Here is a 12,636-nt window from a genome sequence, read left to right on the forward strand (position 1 = left end):
AGGGGGTGCGGGAAAATGGAGTCTTCCCCTCCCCTCATGGAAGAGAGCCCGCCACCGTGCAGAGCAACGAGCCGCCCCTGGAAACCGTCTCCGCCGCCCTGCGTGGTCTGCGGGCGGTGCGCGGGGACGCGCTCGAGGACGCCGTCTACGCCGCCGCGTCCGGCCTCGCCGCGGCCCCGGCCGGGTGGGAGGCGGTCTCCGCCGCCGTGCTGCGGGTCGGTTCGGGCATCCTCCGGCGGTGCTGGGAGTACGGCTGGCAGCCGGCCGACGTCGTCCGGCTCGTACGCCGCGAACTGGACGATTCCGGCACGCGGTTCACGGTCGACGTCATCGCCGCCGAGGCGCGCCGCTATGCGCCCGAGACGCTCGGCGCCCGCTGGGCCGCCCAGCTGCGGGAGCTCGGCGCGGACGAGTGGTGGGAGGGCGACGACTCGTTCCTGGAGGGCTTCGCGCGGCGCGAGCGGCTGAGCCGGTTCGAGACGGCCGCCTGCGCGCTCGGCGCGCTGCGCCTGGTCGACGCGCTGCCCCGGATCGGCGTGCTGGGCTCGCTGCCGGGCACCGCGCACATATCCGCCACCGCGGCGGCCGCCGTCCCGCCGCGGATGCTCGGGCGCGTCCGGGCCCTGCTGGCGAAGGCCGAGTCCACCCAGTTCCCCGAGGAGGCCGAGGCCCTCTCCGCGAAGGCCCAGGAGCTCATGGCGCGGCACTCGATCGACGAGGCGCTGCTCGCCGCCGAGGGCGGCGGCACCTCCTCCGAGGGCCCGGGCGCCTGCCGGATCGGCGTCGACGGCCCGTACGAGTCCGCCAAGGCGCTGCTCCTCGACGCGGTGGCCGCGGCCAACCACTGCCAGGCCGTGTGGTCGGACGAGTACGGCTTCTCCACCGTCGTCGGCTTCGACGCCGACCTGGAGCTGGTCGAACTCCTCTACACCTCGCTGCTGGTCCAGGCCACGGCCGCCATGCGGCGCGCCGCCGACGAGCACCACGCCCGCGGCCGCTCCCGCCGCACCCGCGACTTCCGCGAGTCCTTCCTCATCGCCTACGCCGGCCGCATCGCCGACCGGCTGTCGGCGGCGGTGCGCGAGGTCGCCGCCGAGGAGGCGCGTCCCGAGGTGCTGCCCGTCCTGGCCGCCCGCGACGTGGCCGTCGGCGAGACCGCCGGGCGGCTGTTCCCCGAGACCACCTCGCACCGGCTCAGGGGCCGGGACGCCGAGGGCTGGGAACAGGGCCGGCGGGCCGCCGACGCGGCGCGCCTCTCCCGTCGGAAGGGCTCGTGAAGTACGCGCCCGGCGACACCCCGACGCCCCGCCGGAACGCCGCCACGAACGCGCTGGGCGAGCCGTAGCCCACCCGGCGGGCCACCGCGGACACCGTGGCCCCCGCCGCCAGCAGCGGCATCGCCGCCTCCAGCCGCAGCTGGGTGCGCCACTGCCCGTACGACATGCCGGTCCCGTCCGTGAAGGCGCGCGCCAGCGTACGGGCGCTCGCGCCCACCTGCGCGCCCCACTGCGCGAGGGTCCGGTCGTCCGCCGGGTCCGCGCGCAGGGCCTCGGCCACGCGCCGGGCCCGGGGATCGTCCGGCAGCGGGGCCCGTACGGTCGTCACGGGCATCGGCCGGAGCTGGTCGAGCACCACGCCCTCCGCGCGCTCGCGGGCCTCGGCGGGGAGACCGTCCTGCGCGAGGTGACCGATCAGCTCGCGCAGCAGACCCGACACCGGCACGACCTGCGGGGTGTCCCAGGGCGCGGCGCCCCAGGGCGGCGGACAGCGGTCGGGCCAGAAGTACAGGCTGCGCAGCAGCGAGGCCCGCCTGGCCCCGGTGGCGTGCGGCACCCCGGCCGGGATCCACAGCGCCACGCTCGACGGCAGCACCCACGTACGGCCGTCGGCGCGCACGGCCAGGACGCCATGGGGCGCCCAGGCGAGCTGGTGGGCGCCGTGGTGGTGCTCGCCGAACCACTCGTCGCCGTGGAGGGCGAAGCTGACGACGGCGACGGCACCACCCTCCGGCGCGACGACCTGCCCGTCCTGCCGCCCGTCCCGCCGCCCCTGGTGCTGTCCGTTTCGCGACATCGTCTGTCTCCCTGGCCCGTATACGACATGTGTGCCCGGTTCCTAGCCTCGGTGTCATGCCGATGAACCTGATACACCGTCGCCTGTGCAGCTCCATGAGGTGGGCCCGGGCGGTCGAGGACGAACTGCTGCCGTGGGCCCTGGAGGGCGTGACCCTCGGCCCCGAGACGCTGGAGATCGGCCCCGGTTACGGGGCCACCACCCGCGTCCTCCTACGGCGGGTGCGCGAGCTGAGCGTGATCGAGATCGACGGGGCCTCGGCGGCGGGGCTGCGCCGCGAGTTCGGCGACCGCGTGGAGGTCGTCCACGGCGACGCCACCGATCTGCCGTGGCCGGACGCCCGCTTCGACTCCGTCGCCTGTTTCACGATGCTCCACCACGTACCGTCGCGGTGGCGGCAGGACCTCCTCTTCGCGGAGGCCCGGCGGGTGCTGCGGCCGGGCGGCCTCTTCACCGGCTGCGACGCGCTGGACGCCCGGCGCTTCCGGCTGGTGCACCTGGGGGACACCTGTGTGCCGGTCCCGCCGGAGACGCTGGGCGACCGGCTGCGCGCCGCGGGGTTCGCGGAGGTGGAGGTGGAGCGAGGAGAGGGAAGCTTCCGCTTCCGGGCCACCGCCTAGGCGGTGCAGGGCTCGGAGCCGGTGTTGGTGACGGTCAGCAGCTCAGCCCCGGGGGGCGGGTGACCACCGGGTGTCCCCCGGCGGCTGCTGGTACGACGGCCTGCCCGCGGAACCGCTGGTGCGGAAGGGCCTGCCCTGGTCGTCGATCCTGAACACTCCGCGCCGGTTGCCGCTCGACCACTGCACTTCCAGATGCCATCGCACATCGTGCTGCTTGGCGTCGGCCTTGACGTAGAAGACCTCGGGGTCGGTACGGCTGACCTTGTACGGGAAGGCGCGCTGGCCGGCGATCGGGGTGAGGGCGGGCGACCCGGCGTCGAGGTCGACGCCGAAGGACCGCGTCGCCACGTCACCGCCGCAGCCGACGCCCGTGGCGTAGGTGTTCCAGGCGAGCGGCGCGTTCGTGCTGTCCACCCGGACGTGCAGTTCTTCGAGCACGACCGTGTCCGTGCCGGCCCCCTGCAGGGTGACCTTGACGAACTGGTTGTCGGCGCTGACGGCTCCCAGCTCGGACACCCAGGCGGGCGCGTCCTGCTCGATGGGAGGTTTCGGCATCTGGTCGGGGCCCCGGTTGACCAGGTAGCTCTGGGAGCAGGGGCTCTCGTAGGCGTAGGGCCGGGTGTGGACGGTCAGCGGAGCGTCGGCCCGGTCGTCGCCGCCCTTGTCGTCGCTGCCCTTGTCGTCGCCGTCCTGCTTGCCGGCGGAGGGAGGGGACGGGGACACGGTGCCGTCCGGCCCGGCGGAGGCGGTGGGCTCGCCGCCCTCCTTCTCCTCCTTCTCCTCCGGGGAGGAGGACGGCGTGGCGCCCGGGCCCGTCCCGGGTTTGCCGGGCCCGGTCAGCGCGGCGCCCTTGGAGGAGGAGGCTCCGGGGCGCCGGGTCCTCTTGTCGTCGTCGCCACCGCCGGTGAGGCCGACGGCGAGCGCGGTGGAGGCCATCACCAAGGTGACGGCCAGGGCGGCCAGCAGGGCCTTCCGGGACCGCCGCTCCCGCCGTGGGCGGCCGTTCGACGAAACCGGGGGAGACGAGACCGGGGAAGACGACGCCGGGGAAGACGACGCCGGGGAAGACGACGCCGGGGGAGACGACGCCGGGGGCGTCGTCCCGTCCGGCCGCGTGCCGGCGGGAGCGGGAGGGGCGGCCGCCACGTCGGGTACCAGGACCGGGGCCGTCGTCGCCTCCTCCGCTGCCGGAGCCGTGGGTTCCGGCTGGGCGGCCGCGGCTGACGCTCCGTCCGCCCGCGACTTACGCCCCCGGTCCCGGTCCCGCTCCGCGTCCGCGAGGATCCACTGCCGGTGAACCTGGATCAGCTCTTCCGGCGTGGCCTTGCACAGGCGCGCCAACCGCTCGACCGGAGCGAACTCCGTCGGCACGGTCGACCCGTTGCAGTACCGGTGCAAGGTCGACGTACTGACGTGCAGCCGCTTGGCCAGCACTCCGTAACTCAGGCCGGACCGCTCCTTCAGCGATCGCAGCGACTGCGCGAGATCGCTCGCCCCCACGCCACTCCTCCGTCCCATGTCCTCGTTCCAGAGGACACCCATTCCCCCAGGTCAGAGCCGGTGTCAACGTTCCAGCGTCCCTGATCGGCCAGCGAAGCTGGTGCCCAGGACACGGCGTCGCACAAGCTTTCGTCATCCAAGCACGCCGCTCCCGGATCCGGTCGAGCGGCGCTCCGCTGCCCGCCCGTGAAGAAAGAGATCCGCCATGCGCGCCTCCGTCCGCCGGCCCCGTCCGCTCGCCATCGCCTCCCTCGCGATCGCCGCGCTCGCCCTGACGGCGTGCGACAAGGGAGAGGGACTCCGCGAGGAGGGTGCCGCCTCGCAGTCCGCCCAGTCCGCCCAGTCCGCCCAGCCCGCACAGCCCGCCCAGTCGCCGGCCCGGGACAAGCCGGCCACCACGCCCGGCGGGTCGGCCACCGCCAAGGCCCCCACCGCGAAGGGGACGAACGGTTCGGGAACCGGCAAGGGAGGGGGCCACGCGTCGGCGCCGGCCGCCCACGCCGACCCGGACGCGCCGGCGAACCGCGTGCCCTGCACCGCCGACAACACCAAGGTCGTGGCCACCCCCGTCTCCCGCCCGCTCAACCACATGCTGCTCACGATCACCAACACCGGCTCCGAGCTGTGCGACCTGCCGGGCTACCCCGTCGTCAAGTTCGAGGGCGCCCAGTCCGTCCCGCCGGTCATGGAGCAGACCAAGCCGCAAGCGGTCACCTCGCTGCGGCCCGGCACGAAGGGCTACGCGGGCGTGATCCTGTCCGCCGGTGACGGCCGGGGCGGCAAGGGCTACACGGCCCGGAGCCTGGAGATCGGCTTCGAGGGCAGCGACAAGATGACCGACGTCGCCCTCCAGGGCAAGGGCGTGCACATCGACAACTCGCTGCGCGTCACCTACTGGGTGACCACGGTCGAGGACGCCCTGTCCTGATCACGGCGTACGTGTGGCCGTCAGAGACCGAGTACGCGCAGGTCGGCGGCCAGCGCCTGGAAGTACGACGTCGGGTCGGCCACCAGCCGGCGCTCCCGCAGGTCCATCAGCCCGCCCACGCTGGTGACCTCGGCGGCCGTCGTCCCGTCCGGCGTCGTGAGCAGCTGCTCGACGCGGAACGTCTTCCCACCGCTCCACGCGAACGCGCAGCTGACCCGCACCTCGTCACCCGCCCGCAGCTCCCGGTGGAACCGCAGGTTCGTCTCCAGGTTCACCGGGCCCACCCCCTTCTCCAGCAGGGCGCTCTGCCGGACACCGGCCGCCTCCAGGATCGCCCAGCGGGCGTGTTCGGCGTACTGCATGTAGACGCTGGTGTTCAGGTGGCCCTGCGAGTCGGTCTCGTAGCCGCGCACGGTGATGGTGACGTTGAAGGGTTCGCTCATGGCCGCTCCAACCATGGGGCGGGTCCGGCGCATTCCCATCAGATCCTGGGCGGTTCCGCCTCCGCGGCCTCCGCGGCCTCCGCGGCCTCCACATGCGCGGCCACCTCGTACGGCGCACCGGTCCAGCCGTTCTCGTACAGGGATTCGTCGCGGCCGTGCCGCCGGTCGCGGAACGAGAGGAGCACGTCCGCGGCGTCACGCAGGCTGTGCTCCGCCGGGCCGAGGAGCTCGCGCACGGCCACCAGCGCCTCCGCCGTGGGCACCCGGTGGCGGGTGAACCACGCCTCGACCCCCTCCAGTCCGCCCGCCGCGTACGCGTCGCGCAGCAGCGCGGTCGTGTCCGCGAAGGCCGTCGCCAGCCGCGCGTACGTCCCGGGCCCGTCCGGGTCGAAGACGGGGGCGAGCGCGACGGCCAGGCGGGCCAGGCAGCCGGTGCGGGTCTCGCGGAACAGGGGGTGGTCCTTGCGGTACTCGTCCCAGTCGGACTCGGCCGCCTGGGAGAGGATCCAGCCGAGGTCGCAGGGCCCGCCCCCGCCGAGCAGCACGCGGCTCAGCAGGTCGTGGGAGAGCCGTGTCTCCGGGTCCTCGGCCAGCAGCACCGCGTCGTAGAGGTCCTTGGCCTCCGGATGGCGGTCCGTCACCAGCCACAGGAGCTTCCACGCGAGCGACACCCCGCGGCTCGCCGTCATGAGGGCCGTGCCGCCGGCCGGCTCGGCGGGGTCGGGCGGCTTCTCGTCGAAGACGAAGTCGAGTTGGACCGTGCCCGCCGGTATGCCGTCGTCCGCCGCGGACCAGGGCAGTACGAGGCGGCGGCCCGGCACGCGGTCGTACGTCCAGATCTCGTCGCTCACCGCGCAGGCGGCGTCGAACCGGACCGGTCCGCCCGCCGTCCGCTCCTCGGCGGCGCGGGCGATGCCGTCGAGCATCGCGTCGGTGCGGGCATCGTCCAGCCGCCAGTCGGCGGGCACGACCACGAAGTCCAGGTCACCGGGCTCGCGGGCCATCTCCCCGTACCAGGTGGCGAGCAGCATGCTGCCGCGCAGCACCAGATGCCCGGCCCACTCGGACGCGGCCACCGCCGCCAGCGCGAGGTCCAGGGCGGCGCGCCGGGCCGCGTACCAGGCGGCGCCCCGGCGCGCGTCGGCGAAGTGCGGCTCGCTCAACCGCATGCCCATCCGGTGGTGGTTGGCCGCCGGGTCGTACGCGGGACTCTGCCGCACGCCGTCCCCGGCCACCGGCCGCAGCGTGCGCGGCAGGTCCTGGCCCGCGCGCGTCTCCTCGTCCGGCGGTGACTGCGGGACGACCAGGTCGTCGTCCCAGGGCCCGTTCCCGAACCGCTCCCACGGCGTCGCCGTCATGCCCCCGCGCCTTCCTCATCTATCCAGCCGGCGTCGAGCGACTCGTCGCTGTCGTGGACGACGAACTCCCGCTCCACGGACACGATCTCGTCGCAGTGCGGCCGCAGGGCCGCCACCAGCTCCTCCAGGCGGGCCCGCGCCGCGCGGTCGCCGACCGGGCGGCAGCGCTGTGTCACGAACCGCTCGGCCCGGCCGTCCGGCCGCGTCCGGCGGGCGTTGCGCGACAGGTGCGCGGCGCGGCGGTCGGCGACGGCGGCGAGCGCGGCGGTGTCCGCGCCGGGCGACAGCAGCAGCTTGACGTGGTGCTCGAAGTAGAAGCGGGGGCCGAGCGCCACGGCCTCCTCGTCGCCGGCCGGTACCCCGTCGGCCCAGGGGGTCGCCTCGATCTTCGTCCGCAGTACCGCGAACCCGGCAGCGCGCAGCCCGCGCCCGGCCTCCTCGACCGTCCCCCGTACCTCCTCCAGCCCCCCGGACGCCCGCAACGTCACCATCGGCTGCCCGGGCGTCCGCCCGCGCTCCAGGACGATGTGGGTGAACTTCAGCCCGGCGGCGGCCGCGTACGCCGCCAGCCGGTCCACGTCGTCCGTCGTGTCCGCGCGGACGGTGATATGGGCCTCGAAGTCGCCGCGGAAGTCGATGCCGCTGGTGCTGGGTGTCACCGGCCGATGATGTCAGGCGACCCGTCGCCCCTCCTTCGCGGCCTACGATCGCCTCATGTCGAAGCATGCCGCGGACTCGTCCCTGTCCCTGTGGTCGCGGGACTCCATACTCTCGATCGGCTCGACGGGCTCGGTGCTCTCCATCGGCTCGGTCGGTTCGGTGCTGTCCGTCGGCTCGGTCGGCAGCGTCCTGTCGGTCGGCTCGATCGGCTCCGCCCTCTCGGCCGTCTCGGCCGGCTCCTGGCTGAGCACCGGTTCCCTGCTGTCCGCCCAGTCGAAGTGGTCCGTCCTGTCCTGGCGCTCGACGGGCGGCTTCCTGGCAGCGGGCGCCGTGGCGGCGCTGGCCTGCACGGCCCTGACGACGGACCGCCGCCGGCCGGCTCCCTGACACCCGCCAGGGGCCTCGACGTGGAGATGGCTACAGCGCGTCGAACGGGGGCACGATACGGACAATGATGATCAGTGGATCCCTTGGAGCCACCAGGAAGGAGAACCAGCCGCCGACGGCGTCCATGCGGCGCAGACCACCCGGTCGTGGGCCGTTGCCGACGTCGCTGAGATCGACGCCCGTGCCGGCGAGCTCGACGAGCTGACCGGCCAGGCGTTCCACCTCCGCCACCACGTGAACGGGGATGTCGCCCGCCATGTGATCCTCATCCGGGGCGTACTCCCATCGCCAGTCCGGGCTCACCGGGCCGACAGACCCATGGCCGCGTGGGCCTCGTCCAGGATCCGCCCGATCTCGGAGGCGGCCCGCCGTGCCTGGGCGGCGTCGCCCGACTCGGCGATGTCTTCCCATCGGCGCAGGTCCGCTGCCAGGTCGGGCAGGCGCTGGATGTGGACATAGACGGCCCACTGGGCGATGAACCGCTGGAGCGGCGCCAGATCGGAGCCCTGCCGGGACTGGTCGGCCGCCTGGTCCAGTTCCCTGGTGAAGGCCGGTAGCGCGGCAGGGGCGATCTGACTGAGGGCCTGCCGCAGCGCGGCGACCGTGGCCGGCGGCTGGGGGATGAGCGGCTGCCCGGCGGCGGAGGTGGTCATGGCTGCTCCCATGGGCGTGATTCTGATCGCCGCGGCTCAGCGTATCGGCCGTGAGCGCGTTTCCTCCGCTCGAACGAGTGAGGGAAGAGCGAACCCCGTGACGTCAGCCCTCGGCCCGCGCCACCCCGATCGGGCAGCTCACGCCCGTCCCCCCGATCCCGCAGTAGCCCGCCGGGTTCTTGGCGAGATATTGCTGGTGATACGTCTCCGCGTACTGGAACGGCCCCGCCGGGAGGATTTCCGTGGTGATCGGGCCGTGGCCCGCCGCGCGGAGGACGGGGGCGTAGGCGTCGCGGGAGGCCTCGGCCTCGGTCTGCTGGGCCGGGGAGTGGGTGTAGACCGCCGAGCGGTACTGGGTGCCGTGGTCGTTGCCCTGGCGGTGGCCCTGGGTGGGGTCGTGGGACTCCCAGAAGAGCTTGAGCAGGGCGGCGTAGGAGGTCACCGACGGGTCGAAGACCACGCGGACGACCTCCGTGTGGCCGGTGAGGCCGCTGCAGACCTCCTCGTACGTGGGGTGCGGGGTGTGCCCGCCCTGGTAGCCGACGAGCGTGGTCCAGACCCCCTCGGCCTGCCAGAACTTCCGCTCCGCGCCCCAGAAGCAGCCCAGGGCGAAGTCGGCCGTCTCCAGGCCCTCGGGGTAGGGGCCGGCCAGCGGCGTGCCCAGGACGGTGTGCCGGTCCTGGAGCGGGAAGCCCGGCTCCGGGCGGCCCGGCAGGGCCTCGTCGGGGGTGGGCAGCGCGGACGGGCGGCGGCCGAACAGCATGGCGGTCTCCAACGGGTGGCCGGACGGGGACGCGACGGCTGGCGTCACCTCCTGCAACGGACGGGGCTCAGCCGGAATTCCGGCCCGACTCCCAGCCCGCGACGGCCACGGCACGGTACGAGGTGTACGCCGCCACCGGGTCCGCCTCGTACGTCCACGGGATCGCCCCGATGTGGCCGTCCGTCCTGCGGAACTCCTCCAGAGCCTCCCCGTACCGCTCGGCGCGCACCAGGAACCAGGCCAGCAGGTGACGGACGTGCGGCAGCACCGGGTGGTCCTCGGGGGCGTGCGCCACCGCGTACCGCGCGCCCTCGATCGCGTCGCCGATCACCGTGCCCTGGAACAGCCCGCGCACCAGCTGCACGTCCGGCAGGTGGTCGTGGACCGCGAAGAGCGGGAGCGCCGGCAGCAGGCTGCCCTGCGGCGCGCCGGCCGCCGCCTGCCGGGCGAAGGCCTCGGCCCGCTCCCGGGAGCCGTGCCACTTCGCGCTCCAGTAGCGCAGGGCGGCCAGGTGCGCGCCCATGTGCCCGGGGGCCCGGGAGACGACGGCCTCCCAGGCGGACTGGAACTCCGCCTCGCTCGCGCCCAGCCCGCGGGCCACGCCCAGGCCGATGATCGCCGGCACCACGTCGTCCGGGGCCAGCCGCGCCGCCTCGGCGCAGACCGTGCGGGCCTCCTCCAGGATCATCCGGTAGTCCTGCGAGGACGGGTCGCGCAGCGCCTGCTGGACGAGGAACTCGGCCTGCACCATCGCGCCGCCCGCGTCCTCGGGCGCCACCACCCGCCAGTGGCGCAGCCACATGCCGCCCGTGCCGGGGGTCTCCGCCAGCTCGTGGACGGCGGCACCGGCCAGGGTCTGCACCCGCTGCCAGCGCCGCTCCGACGCGGTCGCGGCGTCGGTGCGCCGCAGCAGGTCGGCGGCGGGCTTCCAGTCCTGGGTGCGGCGGGCCTCGTCGACGGCCGCCAGCAGGTCCGGGTCGGGCCCCGGCAGACGGATGTCCAACTGCCCGGGCGGGGCGAATCCGTGCCCGTGCAGCGGGTCCACGGCGGGGCCGGCGCCGGCCGCCGCGGCGGCCCGCGCCTCCCGGCGACGGCGCAGCGCGGGCGCCAGGAGGCCGCACAGCAGTACGACGACGAGCAGGATGACGAGGAACTCCATGACACGGTCCTGAAGCTGGGAGGACGAGGGCCGGCACGTGGACGCCGGCACGGATACACGGATACAACGCCGCGGAACGGCGGATCGTTCATCCGCACGTTACAAGTGAACAGGAGCGTTCAGGGGAACGGGGGCTACTCTCGGGTGAATGAGCGACCAGCACAGCTTCGAGACCCTCGCCATTCACGCCGGGCAGGAGGCGGACCCGCTGACCGGGGCCGTCGTGCCGCCCATCTACCAAGTGTCCACCTACAAGCAGGACGGCGTCGGCGGGCTGCGCGGCGGTTACGAGTACAGCCGCAGCGCCAACCCCACGCGCACGGCCCTGGAGGAGAACCTCGCGGCCCTGGAGGGCGGCGTGCGGGGCCTCGCCTTCGCCTCCGGCCTGGCGGCCGAGGACTGCCTGCTGCGCACGCTGCTCGCGCCCGGCGACCACGTGGTCATCCCGAACGACGCCTACGGCGGCACGTTCCGCCTCTTCGCGAAGGTCGTGAGCCGCTGGGGCGTCGAGTGGTCGGTCGCCGACACCTCCGACCCGGCCGCGGTGCGTGCCGCCATCCGCCCGCAGACCAAGGTCGTCTGGGTCGAGACCCCGTCGAACCCGCTGCTCGGCATCACCGACATCGCCGCCGTCGCGGGCGTGGCCCACGAGGCGGGCGCCAAGCTGGTCGTGGACAACACCTTCGCCAGCCCCTACCTCCAGCAGCCGCTGGCGCTGGGCGCGGACGTCGTCGTCCACTCCACCACCAAGTACATGGGCGGCCACTCCGACGTCGTCGGCGGCGCCCTGATCACCTCCGACGCCGGTCTGGGCGAGGAGCTGGCCTACCACCAGAACGCGATGGGCGCCGTCGCCGGCCCCTTCGACTCCTGGCTGACGCTGCGCGGCATCAAGACCCTCGCCGTGCGGATGGACCGGCACACGGCCAACGCCCAGCGCGTGGTGGAGATGCTCGTCGCGCACCCCAAGGTGACCCAGGTCTACTACCCGGGCCTGCCCGAGCACCCGCTGCACGAGGTGGCCGCCAAGCAGATGCGCGCCTTCGGCGGCATGGTGTCCTTCCGCGTCGCGGGCGGTGAGGAGGCGGCCGTCGAGGTCTGCAACCGTGCCAAGCTGTTCACGCTGGGCGAGTCGCTGGGCGGCGTCGAGTCGCTCATCGAGCACCCGGGCCGCATGACGCACGCCTCGGTCGCCGGCTCCCTGCTGGAGGTCCCGGCCGACCTGGTGCGCGCCTCGGTGGGCATCGAGTCCGCGGACGACCTGGTGGCCGACCTGACGCAGGCGCTGGGCTGAGCGTTTCCGGGCCCGCGGGATCGTTTCGCCCGGCGTCCGCCGGGCTCCCGCTCACCAGTCCCGCACCGGCGGGGTGTGCTCCGCCGGCCGGGCCGCCCACGGCTCCGCGACGGCGGCCCACACACAGAAGGCCAGCACCGCCGCCACGAGCAGCGTCCATCCGGCGGCCCGCAGCGCCCTGCGCCGCCGCAGCAGCCGCCGCCCCCGCGCGGCGGCCTCCGTGGCCAGTCCCGCGGGGACCCGCGCGTACGGACCGGCCAGCAGCAGGGCGCGGAGCCGCTCCTCCGCCCGGTCCTGGCGGCTCATGACGGATCACGACCCTCGACGAGGGCCCACGACGGTTCATGCCGGGCCGCGGGGCCCATGGCCGCCGCCCGCGCGCAGACGGCCCGTACGTACCGCACGGACACGTCCAGCCGGGCCGCGGTCTGTTCCTCGGGGACGTCCTCGTACAGCCGTAGTACGAGCACGAGGCGTTCGCGCGGCGGGAAGGCGCCCAGCGGTCCGGCCGCGGCGGGGCGCCGGTGGCGGGCGGCGCGGGCGTAGTGCCGGGCGAGCTCCTGGCGGGCGCGGTCGTACGGGTCGTCGCCGGCGAGGGTGTCCCACGCGGCGTACGTACGGGCCAGGGCCGCGGTCAGCAGGCGCTCGGCGGTGACCGTCTCACCGGTCAGCAGCCGGGCGGCGTGCAACAGCCGGCCGCCGGCGCCCCCGACGAAGGCCTCGAACTCCCGGGCGCGGCGGCGCTCCCGGGCGGCCCGGCGTTCTCGCACCCCTCCAGCACAGGGCAGGGGCGCGATC

16 protein-coding genes are annotated in these 12,636 nt (G+C 74.5%); 5 read left to right on the forward strand and 11 right to left on the reverse strand.

Features of this window, described 5'->3' with window-relative positions; genetic code table 11:
- Nucleotides 1-56: 56 nt before the first annotated feature.
- Nucleotides 57-1,277: a DUF2786 domain-containing protein gene (locus AC07BS_RS27755; RefSeq protein ID WP_478643142.1), complete on the forward strand. Its 1,221-nt coding sequence runs from the start codon at nucleotides 57-59 to the stop codon at nucleotides 1,275-1,277.
- On the opposite strand, the gene AC07BS_RS27760 is transcribed toward AC07BS_RS27755, so the two are convergent.
- Nucleotides 1,195-2,073, reverse strand: coding sequence for a helix-turn-helix domain-containing protein (locus AC07BS_RS27760; protein ID WP_478934839.1), 879 nt, complete (start codon nucleotides 2,071-2,073; stop codon nucleotides 1,195-1,197). The two genes, AC07BS_RS27755 and AC07BS_RS27760, sit on opposite strands and share 83 nt — an antisense overlap.
- Nucleotides 2,074-2,129: 56 nt before the next feature.
- Here AC07BS_RS27760 and AC07BS_RS27765 point away from each other — a divergent pair, with 56 nt between their 5' ends.
- Nucleotides 2,130-2,693 (forward strand): class I SAM-dependent methyltransferase, encoded by a 564-nt coding sequence (locus AC07BS_RS27765; protein WP_478934840.1) that lies wholly within the window; start codon nucleotides 2,130-2,132, stop codon nucleotides 2,691-2,693.
- Between the two features lie 42 nt (nucleotides 2,694-2,735).
- Here the strand turns inward: AC07BS_RS27765 and AC07BS_RS27770 are convergent, their stop codons facing one another.
- Complete coding sequence (locus AC07BS_RS27770) at nucleotides 2,736-4,193, reverse strand: helix-turn-helix domain-containing protein (RefSeq protein ID WP_478934841.1); 1,458 nt, start codon at nucleotides 4,191-4,193, stop codon at nucleotides 2,736-2,738.
- Nucleotides 4,194-4,398: 205 nt separating this feature from the next.
- Between AC07BS_RS27770 and AC07BS_RS27775 the strand changes: the two genes are divergently transcribed.
- Complete coding sequence (locus AC07BS_RS27775; protein ID WP_478934842.1) at nucleotides 4,399-5,121, forward strand: DUF4232 domain-containing protein; 723 nt, start codon at nucleotides 4,399-4,401, stop codon at nucleotides 5,119-5,121.
- Between the two features lie 20 nt (nucleotides 5,122-5,141).
- Here the strand turns inward: AC07BS_RS27775 and AC07BS_RS27780 are convergent, their stop codons facing one another.
- Genes AC07BS_RS27780 through AC07BS_RS27790 form a run of 3 tightly spaced genes read right to left on the reverse strand, consistent with a single transcriptional unit; the run spans nucleotide 5,142 to nucleotide 7,581 of the window.
- Nucleotides 5,142-5,564, reverse strand: coding sequence for an acyl-CoA thioesterase (locus tag AC07BS_RS27780; protein ID WP_478643129.1), 423 nt, complete (start codon nucleotides 5,562-5,564; stop codon nucleotides 5,142-5,144).
- A 38-nt stretch (nucleotides 5,565-5,602) separates the two neighbouring features.
- Nucleotides 5,603-6,922 (reverse strand): nucleotidyl transferase AbiEii/AbiGii toxin family protein, encoded by a 1,320-nt coding sequence (locus AC07BS_RS27785; protein ID WP_478934843.1) that lies wholly within the window; start codon nucleotides 6,920-6,922, stop codon nucleotides 5,603-5,605.
- Nucleotides 6,919-7,581, reverse strand: a complete 663-nt coding sequence (locus AC07BS_RS27790) for a hypothetical protein (protein WP_478934844.1) — start codon at nucleotides 7,579-7,581, stop codon at nucleotides 6,919-6,921. Before AC07BS_RS27790 ends, AC07BS_RS27785 begins: the two co-directional genes overlap by 4 nt.
- 55 nt (nucleotides 7,582-7,636) lie before the next feature.
- On the opposite strand from AC07BS_RS27790, the gene AC07BS_RS27795 reads away from it, so the two are divergent.
- Nucleotides 7,637-7,969, forward strand: coding sequence for a hypothetical protein (locus AC07BS_RS27795; RefSeq protein ID WP_478643124.1), 333 nt, complete (start codon nucleotides 7,637-7,639; stop codon nucleotides 7,967-7,969).
- Nucleotides 7,970-7,999: 30 nt separating this feature from the next.
- On the opposite strand, the gene AC07BS_RS27800 is transcribed toward AC07BS_RS27795, so the two are convergent.
- The 4 genes from AC07BS_RS27800 to AC07BS_RS27815 form a co-directional block, all read right to left on the reverse strand.
- Nucleotides 8,000-8,272, reverse strand: a complete 273-nt coding sequence (locus tag AC07BS_RS27800) for a hypothetical protein (protein ID WP_478934845.1) — start codon at nucleotides 8,270-8,272, stop codon at nucleotides 8,000-8,002.
- The gene (locus AC07BS_RS27805) at nucleotides 8,269-8,622 is read right to left on the reverse strand and encodes a DUF6247 family protein (protein WP_478643256.1); all 354 of its coding nucleotides are present in this window, start codon (nucleotides 8,620-8,622) and stop codon (nucleotides 8,269-8,271) included. Before AC07BS_RS27805 ends, AC07BS_RS27800 begins: the two co-directional genes overlap by 4 nt.
- Nucleotides 8,623-8,725: 103 nt before the next feature.
- Nucleotides 8,726-9,385, reverse strand: a complete 660-nt coding sequence (gene msrA / locus AC07BS_RS27810) for a peptide-methionine (S)-S-oxide reductase MsrA (RefSeq protein WP_478643254.1) — start codon at nucleotides 9,383-9,385, stop codon at nucleotides 8,726-8,728.
- Between the two features lie 67 nt (nucleotides 9,386-9,452).
- Nucleotides 9,453-10,544, reverse strand: a complete 1,092-nt coding sequence (locus tag AC07BS_RS27815; RefSeq protein WP_478643120.1) for a hypothetical protein — start codon at nucleotides 10,542-10,544, stop codon at nucleotides 9,453-9,455.
- Between the two features lie 148 nt (nucleotides 10,545-10,692).
- On the opposite strand from AC07BS_RS27815, the gene AC07BS_RS27820 reads away from it, so the two are divergent.
- Nucleotides 10,693-11,838 (forward strand): cystathionine gamma-synthase, encoded by a 1,146-nt coding sequence (locus AC07BS_RS27820; RefSeq protein WP_478643118.1) that lies wholly within the window; start codon nucleotides 10,693-10,695, stop codon nucleotides 11,836-11,838.
- 51 nt (nucleotides 11,839-11,889) lie between these two features.
- On the opposite strand, the gene AC07BS_RS27825 is transcribed toward AC07BS_RS27820, so the two are convergent.
- Together AC07BS_RS27825 and AC07BS_RS27830 are read right to left on the reverse strand one after the other, a co-directional pair.
- A complete protein-coding gene (locus tag AC07BS_RS27825; protein ID WP_478934846.1) occupies nucleotides 11,890-12,144 on the reverse strand; it encodes a hypothetical protein in 255 nt (84 codons plus the stop codon).
- Nucleotides 12,141-12,608 (reverse strand): sigma factor-like helix-turn-helix DNA-binding protein, encoded by a 468-nt coding sequence (locus AC07BS_RS27830; RefSeq protein WP_478934847.1) that lies wholly within the window; start codon nucleotides 12,606-12,608, stop codon nucleotides 12,141-12,143. The genes AC07BS_RS27825 and AC07BS_RS27830 overlap by 4 nt, the downstream gene beginning before the upstream one ends.
- Between the last annotated feature and the right edge of the window lie 28 nt (nucleotides 12,609-12,636).

The sequence above is a fragment of the Streptomyces sp. NPDC044063 genome, assembly GCF_056434285.1.

Coding starts and splice junctions, on each gene's coding strand:
- AC07BS_RS27760 (WP_478934839.1), bottom strand. CDS start 2,073: ATGTCGCGAAACGGACAGCACCAGGGGCGGCGGGACGGGCGGCAGGAC.
- AC07BS_RS27765 (WP_478934840.1), top strand. CDS start 2,130: ATGCCGATGAACCTGATACACCGTCGCCTGTGCAGCTCCATGAGGTGG.
- AC07BS_RS27775 (WP_478934842.1), top strand. CDS start 4,399: ATGCGCGCCTCCGTCCGCCGGCCCCGTCCGCTCGCCATCGCCTCCCTC.
- AC07BS_RS27780 (WP_478643129.1), bottom strand. CDS start 5,564: ATGAGCGAACCCTTCAACGTCACCATCACCGTGCGCGGCTACGAGACC.
- AC07BS_RS27785 (WP_478934843.1), bottom strand. CDS start 6,922: ATGACGGCGACGCCGTGGGAGCGGTTCGGGAACGGGCCCTGGGACGAC.
- AC07BS_RS27795 (WP_478643124.1), top strand. CDS start 7,637: ATGTCGAAGCATGCCGCGGACTCGTCCCTGTCCCTGTGGTCGCGGGAC.
- AC07BS_RS27805 (WP_478643256.1), bottom strand. CDS start 8,622: ATGACCACCTCCGCCGCCGGGCAGCCGCTCATCCCCCAGCCGCCGGCC.
- msrA (WP_478643254.1), bottom strand. CDS start 9,385: ATGCTGTTCGGCCGCCGCCCGTCCGCGCTGCCCACCCCCGACGAGGCC.
- AC07BS_RS27815 (WP_478643120.1), bottom strand. CDS start 10,544: ATGGAGTTCCTCGTCATCCTGCTCGTCGTCGTACTGCTGTGCGGCCTC.
- AC07BS_RS27820 (WP_478643118.1), top strand. CDS start 10,693: ATGAGCGACCAGCACAGCTTCGAGACCCTCGCCATTCACGCCGGGCAG.
- AC07BS_RS27825 (WP_478934846.1), bottom strand. CDS start 12,144: ATGAGCCGCCAGGACCGGGCGGAGGAGCGGCTCCGCGCCCTGCTGCTG.